Origin of the sequence: Streptomyces sp. NPDC015130, from assembly GCF_043080005.1 — a bacterium.
Taxonomy (GTDB): Bacteria; Actinomycetota; Actinomycetes; order Streptomycetales; family Streptomycetaceae; genus Streptomyces.
In genome coordinates, this window is record NZ_JBIBVC010000011.1 from 132,313 (window position 1) to 148,010 (window position 15,698).

The following is a 15,698-nucleotide window of genomic DNA, read 5'->3' on the forward strand; positions in this document are numbered from 1 at the left end:
AACGAGGCGCCGAGCCGCCTCCGGCCCGTCGGGTGGCTACGCGCCCATGGCTTTTCCGAATGCCGTGACGGCGCCCGTGATCGCCCGGCTCATCTGTGGCATGCCGACCGCCGTCGCCCATTGAGTGAAGAGGGCTCCGGTCTGCTGCACTTCGGCCGTGGCCCGCTGGTTGTTCACGGCGTGGGTCATGGTCGTGAACAGTGCGGCGAGACTCGCGGCGGCGGCGGGACCCTGGTCGCCGGTAGTTCTTTGCTGCAGAACGGTCGTGACCTGCAGGAAGGGGGCGAGCGTCTTGATGGCCGGATTCCCCGACTGCTGGTCGTAGATCTGACGGCACCGCTCCAGGGACGCCGCGAACTGCTGCTCGTGCGACAGCTGCGGCGCCGCCTGCGGCGCGGCGGCCTGAGGAGCGGCGACCGTCCAGGGAGCCGTCACCGCGATGGGGGCGAAGGGACGCGGCTGCTCTCCGCCGCGCTCCCTCGCCGAGGTCGCGTGCGCCTCCCTCGACCAGTCCGCCAGAAGGCCGACGTCCTGGCGCATGTCGGCGAAGCCCGCCATGCCGGGCCCGAAGCTGCGGAACTCCAGGGGGACGATCGGCACACCGCCGGGGGAGTCCAGCGAGGTGAGCTCGGTCATGCCGCCGAAGGCCCGCTCCTGCGGGCCCACCGAGCGCCCGTCATCCGTGTCCCGGAACTCGGCGATGCCCGACAGGGACTCGTGCAGGTACGTGTTCAGCTCGGCGACGTGCTGGTCGCTCATAGGGGCGAGGTCCGGGCTGGTCCTCGGCGCCACCGCGAAGTAGTGACTCCACATGCCTTGCCGGATCGCGGCCACGTCCCCGGCCAGGAAGGCCTTCGCGGAGCCCGGCATGGACTGCTGGACCGTGCCGAGGCTGACCCGGGACAGGACGGCGGTCTTGTTCTTCACCTGGCCGGGTGCCGTCTGGCCCGGCGTCGCCAGATCGTCCGCGCGGAGCTTGTCCGCCAGCGCGGCGAACTGGGTGTAGCACAGCGAACCGAAGCCCCGGACCTCCTGCGCGCCCACCGCGGTCTCCTGGCCGCCGGAGCCGGCCGCCGCCTCCAGGAACCGCGCGCCGAGCTCGTTCCCGACCTGGACGGACCTCACCAGGTGTTCGTGGGCCTTGCTCTTCTTCAGGGCCCGGATCTTGCTGCCGCTGCCGCTCCTCGGCTCCGGGGTCTGCACGGCCGCCGCGAAGGTCTCCGTCATGCCGTTCAGGGGCAGGCCCACGGTCTGGTGGATGAAGAGCCCCTGCCCCTTCCCCGGCTGGTCCTTCCGTTCGGTGTGGGGTTTCTCCGGCGCCACCCTCGCCGTCTTGAGACCATCGGTCAGCACGTACCCCTGGTTCTGGGGGTAGATCCGGTTCATCTGCTTCTGGGCCGGAGGTGAGGCCGCGGTGGGGGTGTAGAGACGACCGTGGGCGTCCTCAAGATGGCGGATCGTGTCTTCCGTCGTGCGCGGGAACTTCTGCTCCTCGCCGGGGAGGACCGCGCTGGGGAGAGCCACGAACTCGGCGTTCGTGTAGTCACCGCGGCTGTCCGAGACCAGTTTGATGCCCTGGCCGGGGTGGCTCATCATCTCGATGCCCGTGCTGTCGCCGTACTTGACGTCCTCCCCGCCCGGTTTGACGACCGGGCGGTCGACCTCCACCTCAAGACCGATCGCGCGCTGCACCGCCGGGGACGGACCCGCCACCGCGGGCGCCTCCGTCGCCGGCTGCCGCGCCGCGGTGGCGGGGCCCGCCAGCACCCGCGTCGCGTTGGCCTCGGCCTCCCGCTCGAAGCGGTCGGACGGGTCGCTCACACGGAGCCCCGAGCCGTTGTCCGTCCCCGCCACCGGGCCCTGGCGCTGCTGGATGACGTGGGTCAGCTCGTGGGCGAGGGTGTGCCGGTCGGCTCCGCCGGCGCCGATGACGACATGGCTGCCGGAGGTGTAGGCGCGGGCGCCGACCTCGGCGGCGGAGGCCCTGGCGGCGGAGTCGTCGTGGACGCGGACGTCCGAGAAGTCCGCGCCCAGCCGGGCCTCCATGTCGGTGCGGGTCGCCTCGTCCAGGGCGCGCCCGGGGGCGCGCAGGACGTCGTGGACGGCGGAGCGCTGCACCGGGGGCTCCGCCGGCTGCCCGTGCCCGCAGCCGGCGCCGTGCCGGTGCTCCTCCTGGGCCCAGGGATGCCCGGCCTGCCGGAGCATCTGGACGGTGGCCGCGTTGCCCGCGCCGAGCGGCGGCCGGCGGTCCGGGCCCGGTGTGGAGGACTCCTGCCCCCGCCGCGCGGCCGTCCTGCCGTCGGGTGCCCGGTCCGGCTTTCCGTCGCTGTTCGTCCTGCCGTCGGTCGGACCTCGCACGGCTACCTCACTCCTGGTCGCGGCCTGGGCTTCCTGGATACCCGGGAGCGGGCCGGCCGTTCGAGGCGTGCGGGGCAGAGGCGGGGGCAGAGGCGAACGGCCGATCGGGCAGTCCGGGGGCCGCTGCGCACCCGAAACGCGCAAGGGGCGCGACCGGTCCGGCCGCGCCCCTTCCGCGTTGCGCCGTGAATTGCGGCTCCTACGCCGCTAGGGCGTGTTGCGAAAGTCCCGCCTGCCCGTCGGGCCCGCCCTTCGGGCGGCCGGCGCTACTTTCGCAACACGCCCTAGATCCACGTGTCGAGCCACATACGGCCCCGCCACTGGTCTATCGGAATGGGGGTGCCGGTGTAGATGGGCCAGAAATAGATGAAGTTCCAGACGATCAGCAGGACCAGACATCCCGCCGTCACCGCGCCGAACGTCCGGCGCCTTTCCGTGGAGCCGCGTGGGCCGATGATCGCGCCCAGCATCATGGCCACCGCCAGACACAGGAAAGGCACGAAGACGACCGCGTAGAAAAGGAAGATCGTGCGTTCCTGGTAGAGGAACCACGGGGCCCAGCCCGCCGCGATCGCGCAGGCGATCGCGCCCGCGCGCCAGTCGCGGCGGAAGGCCCAGCGCCACAGGACGTACAGGACGGCGAAGCAGGCCGCCCACCACAGGAGCGGCGTGCCGAGGGCCAGGACCTCCTGGGCGCACTTCTCCTTGGCGGTGACCGGGCAGCCGTTGGTGCCGGGGGCCGGGGACTCGTAGAAGTACGAGACGGGGCGGCCGAGGACGATCCAGGACCAGGGGTTCGACTCGTACGTGTGCGGCGAGGTCAGGCCGACGTGGAAGTTGTAGACCTCGGACTCGTAGTGCCAGAGGCTGCGCCACCACTGCGGCATCCACCCCCAGGCCCCGCCGCCGTCGAGCTTGTCCTGCTGGGCCGCCCAGCCGCGGAAGTAGCCCTTGTCGGAGGCGATCCAGCCCGTCCACGTCACCAGGTACGTGGCGATCGCCACCGGCACCACCGAAACGAACGCCGGCACCAGGTCCTTCCGGATCACCGAGAGGTACGGACGGACCGCGCCGCCCGTGCGGCGCCCCGCCACGTCCCACAGGACCGTCATCAGGCCGAACGCCACCATGACGTACAGGCCGTTCCACTTGGTCGCCGCCGCGAGGCCCAGCATCACACCGGCCGCGATCCGCCACGGCCGCCACCCCATGCGGAGCGTCTCCGCGATCTCCGCGTCCGGCCGCAGCACCCCCTCCTCGTCCTCGGGGAGCGCCGCCGCGAGCCGTTTCCTGTTGCGGTCGCGGTCGACGACCAGGCAGCCGAAGGAGGCGAGCACGAAGAACATCAGCACCTGGTCGAGGAGCGCCGTCCGGCTCATCACGAAGTGCAGGCCGTCGACGGCGAGCAGCAGGCCCGCCAGACAGCCCAGGAAGGTGGAGCGGAAGAGCCGGCGGCCGATCCGGCACAGCATCAGGACCGACAGCGTGCCCAGCAGCGCCACCATGAAGCGCCAGCCGAAGGGCTCGAAGCCGAAGAGCTTCTCGCCGAGGCCGATGACGTACTTGCCCATCGGAGGGTGGACGACATAGCCGGGGTCCGTCGGCACGAGCACCGCGCCCGGGTCCGTCAGGATGGTCTTGTCGATGTCCTTCGGCCAGGCACCCTCGTACCCCTGGTTGATCAGGGCCCAGGAGTCCTTGGCGTAGTACGTCTCGTCGAATATCACCGCGTGCGGCTTGCCCAGGTTCCAGAACCTCAGCAGCCCCGCGACCGCCGTGACCAGCAGCGGACCGCCCCAGGCCATGAGCCGCCACAGCCGGTCGGCCCGGTCGGGGCCCATGCCGAAGAGCGACCAGAGGCGCGCCGAGGGACGGGCGTACGGCGGGTCGAGCCGCTCCCGCAGCCCGATGGGTGCGGCTTTCTCGGCGCGGGGCGCGTAGCCGAAGCGCCGCAGCCTCTGCTGCCACGAAGAGGGCTCTGCCACGGGCGCCGCCATGGGGTGCGGGCCCTCCAGGGCCTCGGGTGCGGTACTGGTCACCGCGCCATCGTAGGGAACGCGCCTGTGCGCGTCGCCTGTCCGGGCTGGGAGGATGTCCCGTGTGACAGGAACGCTGGTACTCGCAGGGACCCCCATCGGTGACATCGCGGACGCTCCGCCCCGACTCGCCACCGAACTGGAGAACGCGGACATCGTGGCCGCCGAGGACACCCGGAGGCTGCGCGGCCTGACCCGGGCCCTCGGCATCCACACCTCGGGGCGTGTCGTCTCGTACTTCGAGGGCAACGAGTCCGCCCGTACGCCGGAGCTGGTCGAGGCGCTCGTCGGCGGCGCCCGCGTGCTCCTCGTGACGGACGCCGGCATGCCGTCCGTCTCGGACCCCGGCTACCGGCTCGTCGCCGCCGCCGTCGAGCAGGACATCAAGGTCACGGCCGTCCCCGGCCCGTCCGCCGTGCTCACCGCGCTCGCCCTCTCCGGGCTGCCCGTGGACCGGTTCTGCTTCGAGGGCTTCCTGCCGCGCAAGGCGGGCGAGCGCCTCGGGCGGCTGCGCGAGGTCGCGGACGAGCGGCGGACCCTCGTCTACTTCGAGGCCCCCCACCGGCTCGACGACACGCTCGCCGCGATGGCCGAGGTCTTCGGCGCCGAGCGCCGCGCTGCCGTCTGCCGCGAGCTGACCAAGACGTACGAGGAGGTCAAGCGCGGCCCGCTCGCCGAGCTGGCGGCCTGGGCCGCCGAGGGCGTACGGGGCGAGATCACCGTCGTCGTCGAGGGCGCCCCCGAGACCGGACCCGCGGAACTCGACGCCGAGGAGCTGGTGCGCAGGGTGCAGGTGCGCGAGGAGGCGGGGGAGCGCCGCAAGGAGGCGATCGCGGCGGTCGCGGCCGAGGCCGGGCTGCCCAAGCGCGAGGTGTTCGATGCGGTCGTGGCGGCAAAGAACGCCGCGGCCGGCCGGCCGCCGGTAAAGGACTGATGTCGACTCGACCCGGCCCCGAGGGCCGGGCTTGGAGGTAGCATTGCCGGCTGGTGTACGCCGGATCGACGGGCACCAGCGGCACTCCGGCCCGCAGCGCCTTGTAGGCGATGAACCGGCCGAGCTCCCGACGCCGACGCCTGACAGGCGTCCGGCAGGAGCTTCACCCGCACCACGATCTTCACGCGAGTGACCGTATCGCTACCGGGTGTGACTTTGCCGTCGGATGGGGAAACTCGTCTCTCCGGTCCGACGGTCATGGCGTCCCTTGCGGATTTACGCTGAAAGGTAAAGCCGAACCCGGCGCCGGGACATTTCCTTGGGCGCTTGGCAAGGGAAGAGCCAAAAGCCTTCCATGGTTCGTCCCCTGCTGATGCGCTCCGGCCCGAAAAGGCGTCCACTGATCAGTGGAGAGGAGCTGGCATGAGCGAGATCACCGGCACCGGCATATCCGTCGCCCATGAGGCGTACGCCTTCGCCTGCATGCGCTGCGGATACGGCTGGGAGCAGGCGTACGACATCGAGCACCACGTCGACGCCGCCGGCCAGGAATTCATCGTCTACAAGGCCGACGGGGAGCGGGTTCCGTCCCCGCTGTCCAGTCCCACCTGCATGAACTGCGGCGGTCACGTCGTCCGGATCATGCGCGCGGGGCAGGTGTCGTCGGTGCTCGACCTGATCGCCGCGACCGAGAGGCACCAGCACGGGGCGAAGGCCACCAAGCCCGTCTCGATGGCCGGGCCGATCGGGCAGGAACTGACCGAGGCGACAGAGGACACCACCGAGAAGCCGCCGGTGCCCCACCACTGGCACCTCTCCGACCTCCTGCACCCCTTCCGCCACGGCAAGCAGCCGCCCCGGGAGTGACCGGGCGGACGACCGGCGGACGACCGGCGGGCGGCCCCCGCCGGTGACCCGCGCGCCGCGCCGGCACTCGTGGCCCTCGTACGATCGGGGCCATGAGTGCCAAGGACGCCCCGCCGCCGCTGCCCGAGCCGCTCCTCGTGGAGGTGGCGGACTCGCACACCCACCTGGACATGCAGTCCGGGACCGTCGAGGAGGCCCTGGTCAAGGCCGCCGCCGTCGGCGTGACCACGGTCGTCCAGGTCGGCTGCGACGTGAAGGGCTCGCAGTGGGCCGCCGAGACCGCCGCGGCCCACGCGAACGTGCACGCGGCCGTCGCCCTGCACCCGAACGAGGCTCCCCGGATCGTCCTGGGGGATCCCGACGGCTGGTCCCGGCAGGGCGCCCGCCCGGGCGGCGGGGAAGCCGCCCTCGACGAGGCGCTCGCCGAGATCGACCGTCTCGCCGCCCTCCCGCACGTCCGCGGCGTCGGCGAGACCGGCCTCGACTTCTTCCGTACGGGTCCCGAGGGCATCGCCGCGCAGGAGCGTTCCTTCCGCGCCCACATCGAGATCGCCAAGCGGCACGGCAAGGCGCTCGTCATCCACGACCGCGAGGCCCACGCCGACGTCCTCCGCGTCCTCGACGAGGAGGGCGCCCCCGAGCGGACCGTCTTCCACTGCTACTCCGGCGACGCCGCCATGGCCGAGATCTGCGCCGCCAAGGGCTACTACATGTCCTTCGCCGGCAACGTCACCTTCAAGAACGCCCAGCCGCTGCGGGACGCGCTCGCCGTCGCCCCGCTGGAGCTCGTCCTCGTCGAGACCGACGCGCCCTACCTCACCCCCGCGCCCTACCGGGGCCGCCCCAACGCCCCGTACCTCATCCCCGTCACCCTCCGGGCGATGGCGGCCGTGCGGGGCATCGGGGAGAACGACCTCGCCGAGGCGATCGCCGTCAACACGGCCCGCGCCTTCGATTACTGATCCATAACGGTTACGTGTCGTAGTCGGAAGGTTCGGGAGAGTGACCACGGCCGGGGCTAATGTCCCGGCCTCGTGAGTACTTCCCAGGGCAGTCACAGGGCCGGACGGCGAGCGGCGACCCTGCCCGTCCACGAGCAGCCGACCCAAGCCGCGCCGCTCGTCGTCCCCGGCCCCGGGGCCGCCGGTCCCGGCGCCCTCCCGGGCGGCCTCCCCGGCCAGGGGGGACCCCGCGCCGGATCCCGGCGCGCCGCCCGCCGCCGCAAGACCCCCGGCTCCTCCCGCGACGGGCTGCGCCGGCTCGTCCCGCAGGCCCTCGTCGTCGCCTTCCTCGCCGGCGGCACCAGCGCCTTCGTCGCCAACGACAAGGCCGTCCGGCTCTCCGTCGACGGCGTCCCGCGCACCCTCCACACCTTCGCCGACGACGTCGACGAGCTCCTCGCCCACGAGGGCCTGACCGTCGGCTCCCACGACATCGTCGCCCCCGCCCCCGGCGAGGCCTTCGCCAACGGCGACGAGGTCGTCGTCCGGTACGGGCGGCCGATCTCCCTCACACTCGACGGGCGGACCCACCGGATCTGGACCACCGCCAGGACCGTCGAGGGGGCCCTGCGCCAGCTCGGGGTCCGCGCCGAGGGCGCGTACCTCTCGGTCTCCCGCGCCGCCCCGATCACCCGCCAGGGCCTCGCCCTCGACGTCCGCACCGAGCGGACCGTCACCTTCCTGGCCGACGGCCGCGAGCAGGTCGTCCGGACCAACTCCGCCACCATCGGCGAGGCACTCGCCGAGGCCGGTATCACCCTCTCCGGGCAGGACACCACCTCGGTCTCCGCCGACGCCTACCCCCGCGACGGCCAGACCGTCACCGTGCTCCGCATCACCGGCTCCCGCCAGGTGCGGGAGGAGACCATCCCGTACGCCGTCGAGAGGATCCGCGACCCGGAGCTCTTCGTGGGCAACGAGGTTGTCGAACGGCAGGGCGTCACCGGCGTCCGCCGCGTCACGTACACCCTGCGCACGGTCAACGGCGTCCGGCAGAAGCCCCGCAGGACCGCCGAGGAGATCGTCCGCGAACCCGTCGGCCGCAAGGTCCGCGTCGGCACCAAGGCCCTGCCGACCTCCGTCGCCGGGGCCGACGGCCTCGACTGGGGCGCCCTCGCCGCGTGCGAGTCCGGCGGTCGCCCGAACGCCGTCGACCCCTCGGGGACGTACGGCGGGCTCTACCAGTTCGACCCCGGCACCTGGCGCTCCCTCGGCGGCAGCGGGGTCGCCCAGAACGCGCCCGCGGCCGAGCAGACCTTCCGCGCGAAGAAGCTGTACGTGCAGCGGGGCGCGAGCCCGTGGCCCCACTGCGGCAGGCGGCTGCACGGGTGACCGACCGGCCGGCCGGGACCGGGCCTCGGCGGTGGACGGGGCCGGCCGGGACCGGGCCTCGGCTGCGGACCGGGGCGGCCCTCGCCGGTGAGCGTAGGTCGGCCCCACCCGTGCCCCGTAGGCTGTACCGGTGAGCACCACCACCGGCCCCGAAAGCCCCGACGCCCTCCTCGGCCCCGCCGACATCCGTGAGCTGGCCGCCGCCCTCGGCGTGCGCCCCACGAAGCAGAAGGGCCAGAACTTCGTCATCGACGCCAACACCGTCCGGCGGATCGTCCGCACGGCCGAGGTGCGGCCCGACGACGTCGTCGTGGAGGTGGGGCCCGGACTCGGCTCCCTCACCCTGGCCCTCCTGGAGGCCGCGGACCGCGTGACGGCCGTCGAGATCGACGACGTGCTCGCCGCCGCGCTGCCCTCCACCATCCAGGCCCGGATGCCGGCCCGCGCCGACCGCTTCGCGCTCGTCCACTCCGACGCGATGCACGTGCAGGAGCTGCCGGGCCCGGCGCCGACCGCGCTCGTCGCCAACCTGCCGTACAACGTCGCCGTGCCGGTCCTGCTCCACATGCTGGAGCGGTTCCCGACCATCGAGCGGACCCTCGTCATGGTCCAGGCCGAGGTCGCCGACCGGCTCGCCGCCAAGCCCGGGAACAAGGTCTACGGCGTCCCGTCGGTCAAGGCGAACTGGTACGCGGAGGTGAAGCGCGCCGGCTCCATCGGCCGGAACGTCTTCTGGCCCGCGCCGAACGTCGACTCCGGCCTCGTCTCGCTGGTCCGCCGCACCGAGCCGCTCGCGACCAGCGCCTCCCGCCAGGAGGTCTTCGCGGTCGTCGACGCCGCCTTCGCGCAGCGCCGCAAGACCCTGCGCGCCGCCCTCGCGACCTGGGCGGGCTCGCCCGCCGCGGCCGAGGAGGCCCTGGTCAAGGCCGGGATCTCGCCGCAGGCCCGCGGCGAGTCCCTGACGGTCGAGGAGTTCGCGAGGATCGCGGAGGCGAAGGTATGAGCGACGCCGTGACCGTACGGGTCCCCGCCAAGGTCAACGTGCAGCTGGCCGTCGGCGCCGCCCGCCCCGACGGCTTCCACGACCTGGCCAACGTCTTCCTCGCCGTCTCCCTGTACGACGAGGTGACCGCCACCCCCGCCGACGGGCTGACGATCACCTGCGAGGGCCCGGACGCCGACAAGGTCCCGCTGGACCGCACCAACCTCGCCGCGCGCGCCGCCGAGCTGCTCGCGGCCCGGCACGGCATCTCCCCGGACGTGCACCTGCACATCGTCAAGGACATCCCGGTCGCCGGCGGCATGGCCGGAGGCAGCGCGGACGGCGCGGGCGCCCTGCTCGCGTGCGACGCGCTCTGGGGCCTGGACACCCCGCGCGAGACGCTCCTGGAGATCTGCGCCGAACTCGGCTCCGACGTGCCCTTCAGCCTGGTCGGCGAGGCGGCGCTCGGCACCGGGCGCGGCGAGCGGCTCACCGCGCTGCCGGTCGGCGGGACCTTCCACTGGGTGTTCGCCGTCGCCGACGGCGGGCTCTCGACCCCGGCGGTGTACGGGGAGTTCGACCGTCTCACCGAGGGCGTCGACGTCCCGGAGCCGACGGCCTCCCCGGTCCTCCTGGAAGCCCTGCGCACCGGCGACACCACCGCCCTCGCGGGCGCCCTCGCGAACGACCTCCAGGCGCCGGCGCTCTCCCTGCGCCCCTCGCTCGCGGAGACCCTGACCACCGGCACGGACGCGGGAGCGCTCGCCGCCCTGGTGTCCGGCTCGGGCCCGACGACGGCCTTCCTGGTGAAGGACGCGGAGACGGCCGAGACGGTCGCCGCCGCCCTGACCGCCTCGGGCACCTGCCGCACGGCCCGGGTGGCGACGTCCCCGGCGCGGGGCGCGACGGTCCTGTCGGACTGACCGCAAGCCCGGGTACTCACCCGGCGGTTGAGTATCCGCGCCCTGTCGGTCACCCGCCCCCGCGCGGGACCGTACGGGCATGGGAAGCAGCAGCCGCCTCAGCGCACGTGACCTCGCCGCCGCGACACCCGCGAGCCGCGACCGGTACATCGACCTGCTCCGGGTCGCCTCGCTCGCGGTCGTCGTGCTCGGCCACTGGCTGATGGCGGCGGTCGGGGCCGACGGGCAGGTCGGGAACCTGCTCGCCGTCGTGCCCGAGCTCCAGCTCGTGACCTGGGTCTTCCAGGTCATGCCGGTGTTCTTCTTCGTCGGCGGCTTCTCGCACGCCCTCGCCCACCGCTCCCGCCCCGCGTACGCCTCCTTCCTGCGGGCCCGGCTCCAGCGCCTGCTGCGGCCGACGATGGTCTTCGTCGGCGTGTGGGGCGCCGCCGCGCTCGTCCTCCAGCTGGCCGGCGCGGACGGCGGGCTCGCCGGCGTCGCGCTGCGGCTGGTCACGCAGCCGCTCTGGTTCATCGGGATCTACCTCGCGATGGTCGCCTTCACCCCGCCGCTGCTGCGGCTGCACGAGCGCTGGGGCTGGGGCGCGTTCGCCGCGCTCGCGGGCGGGGCGGTCGCCGTGGACGTGCTGCGGTTCGCGGCGGACGTGCCCTTCGTCGAGTTCCTGAACTTCGCGTTCGTCTGGCTTGCCGTCCACCAGCTCGGCTTCCTCCGGGCCGACGGCATGATCCGCCGCCCCGCCCTGCTCGCCGGCGCGGGCCTCGTCGGCGCCGGCGTGCTCGTCGCCCTCGGCCCGTATCCGCTCTCGATGGTGGGCATGCCCGGCGAGAAAATCTCGAACATGGCCCCGCCGACGCTCGCCCTGCTCTGCCACGGCCTGTGGCTGGTCGGCGCGGCCGAGCTGCTCCGGGGCCCGGGGGCGCGGCTCGTCGCCCGGGCCGGGGTGTGGCGGACGGTGGTCGCCGCCAACGGGATCGCGATGACCGCGTTCCTCTGGCACCTGACGGCGATGCTCGGTGTCTACGGGGCGCTGCTCGGGTCGGGCGTCGGCCTGCCCGCTCCGGCGTCCGGCGCCTGGTGGGCGCAGGTCCCGCTCCGCATCGCGGCGGCGGCCGCCGTCACCGCCCTGCTGGTGGCGGTCTTCCGCCGCTTCGAGGCGCCCGGCCCCGTCCGCCGCGAGGGCGGCGCCGGGCCGCTCGCGGCCCTGGGCGTCACCCTCGCCCTGTTCGGGATCCTCGGCCTCTCGACGACCGGCTTCGCCGGCCTCCTCACCGGCCACTCCGCCACCCTGATCGCCGTCCCGGTCACAGCCCCGGCGGCGGTCGCCCTGACCCTGGCGGGATGGCTCCTCGTGGACCGGCCCACGGGCCGGCGACGGTAGGGCCCGCCCGCGTCGCCGGACCGATCACGTCATCACAAAGAGTGACCGGTCGCACCACGGTCTACTCTGGACGTCGATCGATCACCCCGTACAGGAGTCAACGTGGCCGTCAACCTGGTCAATGTCGAGAACGTCAGCAAGGTGTACGGCACCCGTGCCCTGCTCGACGGGGTCTCGCTCGGTGTCTCCGAAGGGGACCGGATCGGGGTCGTCGGCCGCAACGGCGACGGGAAGACCACCCTCATCCGGATGCTCGCGAAGCTGGAGGAGGCCGACACCGGGCGCGTCACGCACAGCGGCGGGCTGCGCCTCGGGGTGCTCACCCAGCACGACTCGCTCGACCCGAAGGCCACCATCCGGCACGAGGTCATCGGGGTCATGGCCGACCACGAGTGGGCCGGCAGCGCCAAGATCCGCGACGTGCTCACCGGGCTCTTCGGCGGGCTCGACCTGCCCGGCTTCGAGCAGGGCCTCGACACCGTCATCGGCCCGCTCTCCGGCGGCGAGCGGCGGCGGATCGCGCTCGCCAGGCTCCTCATCGAGGACCAGGACCTGATCGTCCTGGACGAGCCCACCAACCACCTCGACGTCGAGGGCATCTCGTGGCTCGCCAAGCACCTCCAGGAGCGCCGTTCGGCGCTCGTCTGCGTCACCCACGACCGCTGGTTCCTCGACCAGGTCTGCACCCGCATGTGGGACGTGCAGCGCGGTGACGTGCACGAGTACGAGGGCGGCTACTCCGACTACGTCTTCGCCCGCGCCGAGCGGGACCGCATCGCGGCCACGGAGGAGACGAAGCGGCAGAACCTGATGCGCAAGGAGCTGGCCTGGCTGCGGCGCGGTGCCCCCGCCCGTACCTCCAAGCCGCGCTACCGCATCGAGGCGGCCAACGAGCTGATCGCCGACGTGCCGCCGCCGCGCGACACCAGCGAGCTGATGAAGTTCGCCAACGCCCGCCTCGGCAAGACGGTCTTCGACCTGGAGGACGTGACCGTCACCGCCGGCCCCAAGACGCTCCTGCAGCACCTCACCTGGCAGCTGGGTCCCGGCGACCGCATCGGTCTCGTCGGCGTCAACGGCGCGGGCAAGACCTCCCTCCTGCGCGCGCTCGCCGACGCGGCCGTCACCCAGGGCGAGACCCAGCCCGCCGCGGGCAGCATCACCGTCGGCAAGACCGTCCGCCTCGCCTACCTCTCGCAGGACGTCACCGAGCTCCCCGGCACCCTGCGGGTCCTGGAGGCCGTCCAGCAGGTCCGCGACCGCGTCGACCTCGGCAAGGGCCGCGAGATGACGGCCGGCCAGCTCTGCGAGCAGTTCGGCTTCTCCAAGGAGAAGCAGTGGACGCCGGTCGGCGACCTCTCCGGTGGCGAGCGCCGCCGCCTCCAGCTGCTGCGCCTGCTGATGGACGAGCCGAACGTCCTCTTCCTCGACGAGCCCACCAACGACCTCGACATCGAGACCCTGACCCAGCTGGAGGACCTCCTCGACGGCTGGCCGGGCTCCATGGTCGTCATCTCCCACGACCGCTTCTTCATCGAGCGCACCACCGACAAGACGCTCGCGCTGCTCGGCGACAAGACCCTGCGGATGCTGCCGCGCGGTATCGACGAGTACCTGGAGCGCCGCCGGAAGATGATCGAGGCGGCCGTCCCGACGCCCGCCGCCGCGTCCGCGCCGCAGAAGCCGGGCGTCTCCGCTGCCGATGCGCGCGCCGCGAAGAAGGAGCTCCAGAAGGTCGAGCGGCAGCTCGACAAGGTCTCCGACAAGGAGGCGAAGCTGCACGCGAAGATCGCCGACAACGCGACCGATTTCGAGCTGGTGGCGAAGCTCGACGCGGAGCTCAGGGAACTGGTCGGGGAGCGCGAGGAGTTGGAGATGCGCTGGCTCGAACTGGCCGAGGACGCATAACCAAACGCAAACGAGCCGCATAACAAGGGCATCACAGGCCGGTCCTCCCTTGGGTACAAGGGGCGGACCGGTCGCTTTTGCGCCGTCGCGTGAGTGGTAGAAAGAAAAGTCGCTCACGTCAAGGGGGAACCGCTGATGACCCAGCCGCCCAGCAACCAGCCGCCGGGGGGCTTCGGAGCCCCTCAGGACCCGAACCAGGTCCCCGGCCAGGGCATGCCGCCCGTCCCGCCCGTCCCGCCGCAGGCTCCGCCGGTGCCGCCGCAGGCCCCGCAGGCCGGCGCGCCCGGTCCGTACGGCCAGCCGCCGCAGCAGCCCGGTTACGGGTATCCGGCCCAGCCCGGTCCGTACGGGCAGCAGCCGCAGCAGCCCGGCCCGTACGGCTACCCGCAGCCCGGCCAGCCCGGTGCGTACGGCCAGCAGCCGGGTCCGTACGGCCAGCAGCCCGGCCCGTACGGCGGCGGTTACCCCGCGCAGCCCGGCTACCCGGGTGCCCCCACCCCGCCGTCCTCCGGCGGCGGTGGCCTGAAGGGCCGGACCGGTGTCGTCGCGGCCGTGGCCGCCGGTGCCGTCCTGGTCGCCGCCGTCACGACCTGGGCGGTCGTCGGCGGCGGGGACGACGAGAAGGACCCGGTCGCCCAGCCGACCGCGAGCGCCTCGGCCTCCGCGTCGGGTTCCGCGGCACCCACCCCGAGCGAGTCGGTGGACGCCGGTGACGGCTCGGGCGACGGGCGCGGCGGCGACGACGACCTCAACGCCGGCCGCAAGCCCGGCGAGGCGAAGGTCAACTGGCTGCTGAAGAACAACGTCGACCTGCCCCGCAACGGCGCCGACGTCCTCGGTCCGTGGATCGTCGGCGACGTCGTCGTCAAGGCGATGTACAAGAGCATCGACGGCTACAGCCTGAAGGACGGCTCCCTCAAGTGGCACGTCGACGTGCCGTTCGAGCTGTGCGCGGCCCCGTCTGCCCCCTCCTCCGGCGGTTTCATGGTCTTCGGGCACAACGACAGCGCCAAGGACGGCGCCAAGTGCCTCGGGCTCCAGCAGGTGAACATGAAGACCGGCAAGGTGGGCTGGAAGAAGTCGATCCCCAAGCCGACCGGTCTCTTCGCCTTCTCCGACAACACCCTCGCCATCAGCGGCAACACGGTCACCGCGGCCGGCTCCAGCACCGCCTACGGCTTCTCCCTCACCGACGGCAAGCAGCTCTTCAAGGGTCCGGACTCCGGCTGCAAGCCCTTCGCGTACGCGGGCGGAAGCAAGCTGATCGCGGCGTCGAACTGCCCCTCGGGCAGCACCACGAAGAAGGTCCAGGCGGTCTCCGAGGTCAACCCGGCCACCGGCAAGCCCAAGTACACCTTCCAGCTGGAGGCGGACTGGGAGGTCGACAAGGTCTACTCGGTCGACCCGCTGGTCGTCTCCGCCACCCAGCGCGAGCAGAAGAAGTGGACCATCTTCGCGCTCGACGCCAAGGGCAAGCTCCGCTCGCAGATCCAGGGCGGCAAGGACAAGTTCGCCCCGTCCTGCGGCGGCAGCTTCGTCATCTTCGGCAAGAACCTCCAGGGCTGCACCGGGGTCGCCGCCGACGCCAACCACTTCTACATGGCCACCGAGACCTCGTACGGCAAGGCCAACGAGGTCGTCGCCTTCGACCTGAAGACCGGCAAGCCCAAGTGGCGTTCCAAGGCGCCGAACGAGCAGACCATGACCCCGCTCCGCATGGACGCCGGCCAGGTCCTGGTGTACGTCGAGCCCTCGTACGACAAGGGCGGCGCGGTCGCGACGATCGCCCCCGGCGGCGGCGCGCCGAAGATCCTGCTCCAGCACCCGGCGTCGACGGCCGAGATCGAGGACAACTTCTACGACGGCGGCTACGCCTACGGCGCCGGCACCTTCGTCGTCGCGAGCGGACGTGTCTCCGCGTCGAACGACAAGGAAGAGAAGCAGGTCAAGACGATGATGGCGTTCAGCAAGTAGGGATT

General features: G+C 72.6%; 11 protein-coding genes and 1 pseudogene. 9 read left to right on the forward strand and 3 right to left on the reverse strand.

All coding sequences use genetic code 11. From position 1 onward, the window contains the following. Window positions 1-36 precede the first annotated feature (36 nt). Together ACF08F_RS23545 and ACF08F_RS23550 are read right to left on the reverse strand one after the other, a co-directional pair. Complete coding sequence (locus ACF08F_RS23545; RefSeq protein ID WP_392300621.1) at window positions 37-2,205, reverse strand: DUF4157 domain-containing protein; 2,169 nt, start codon at window positions 2,203-2,205, stop codon at window positions 37-39. 437 nt (window positions 2,206-2,642) lie between these two features. Continuing rightward, window positions 2,643-4,397 carry a dolichyl-phosphate-mannose--protein mannosyltransferase gene (locus ACF08F_RS23550; RefSeq protein ID WP_392300502.1) on the reverse strand — a complete coding sequence of 585 codons (1,755 nt, stop codon included), beginning with the start codon at window positions 4,395-4,397 and terminating at the stop codon, window positions 2,643-2,645. Between the two features lie 52 nt (window positions 4,398-4,449). On the opposite strand from ACF08F_RS23550, the gene rsmI reads away from it, so the two are divergent. Further along, on the forward strand, window positions 4,450-5,328 hold the full coding sequence (rsmI, locus tag ACF08F_RS23555) for a 16S rRNA (cytidine(1402)-2'-O)-methyltransferase (protein ID WP_196479095.1): 879 nt from the start codon (window positions 4,450-4,452) through the stop codon (window positions 5,326-5,328). 40 nt (window positions 5,329-5,368) lie between these two features. Here the strand turns inward: rsmI and ACF08F_RS23560 are convergent. Further along, a pseudogene (locus tag ACF08F_RS23560) lies at window positions 5,369-5,455 on the reverse strand (zinc ribbon domain-containing protein); the annotation flags it as partial. Window positions 5,456-5,751: 296 nt separating this feature from the next. On the opposite strand from ACF08F_RS23560, the gene ACF08F_RS23565 reads away from it, so the two are divergent. From ACF08F_RS23565 to ACF08F_RS23600, 8 genes are all read left to right on the forward strand, one after another. Beyond that, window positions 5,752-6,195, forward strand: coding sequence for a hypothetical protein (locus ACF08F_RS23565; RefSeq protein WP_392300503.1), 444 nt, complete (start codon window positions 5,752-5,754; stop codon window positions 6,193-6,195). Between the two features lie 92 nt (window positions 6,196-6,287). After that, entirely contained in the window at window positions 6,288-7,157 is an 870-nt protein-coding gene (locus ACF08F_RS23570; protein ID WP_392300504.1) for a TatD family hydrolase, read from the forward strand. Window positions 7,158-7,229: 72 nt separating this feature from the next. Next, complete coding sequence (locus ACF08F_RS23575) at window positions 7,230-8,528, forward strand: ubiquitin-like domain-containing protein (protein ID WP_392300505.1); 1,299 nt, start codon at window positions 7,230-7,232, stop codon at window positions 8,526-8,528. Window positions 8,529-8,658: 130 nt separating this feature from the next. Continuing rightward, window positions 8,659-9,531, forward strand: a complete 873-nt coding sequence (gene rsmA, locus ACF08F_RS23580; protein ID WP_392300506.1) for a 16S rRNA (adenine(1518)-N(6)/adenine(1519)-N(6))-dimethyltransferase RsmA — start codon at window positions 8,659-8,661, stop codon at window positions 9,529-9,531. Continuing rightward, window positions 9,528-10,433: a 4-(cytidine 5'-diphospho)-2-C-methyl-D-erythritol kinase gene (locus ACF08F_RS23585; protein WP_392300507.1), complete on the forward strand. Its 906-nt coding sequence runs from the start codon at window positions 9,528-9,530 to the stop codon at window positions 10,431-10,433. The genes rsmA and ACF08F_RS23585 overlap by 4 nt, the downstream gene beginning before the upstream one ends. A 79-nt stretch (window positions 10,434-10,512) precedes the next feature. After that, on the forward strand, window positions 10,513-11,811 hold the full coding sequence (locus ACF08F_RS23590; protein ID WP_392300508.1) for an acyltransferase: 1,299 nt from the start codon (window positions 10,513-10,515) through the stop codon (window positions 11,809-11,811). A gap of 102 nt (window positions 11,812-11,913) precedes the next feature. Further along, window positions 11,914-13,719, forward strand: coding sequence for an ABC-F family ATP-binding cassette domain-containing protein (locus tag ACF08F_RS23595; RefSeq protein ID WP_392300509.1), 1,806 nt, complete (start codon window positions 11,914-11,916; stop codon window positions 13,717-13,719). A gap of 135 nt (window positions 13,720-13,854) precedes the next feature. Next, window positions 13,855-15,693, forward strand: a complete 1,839-nt coding sequence (locus ACF08F_RS23600; protein WP_392300510.1) for a hypothetical protein — start codon at window positions 13,855-13,857, stop codon at window positions 15,691-15,693. Window positions 15,694-15,698: the final 5 nt, after the last annotated feature.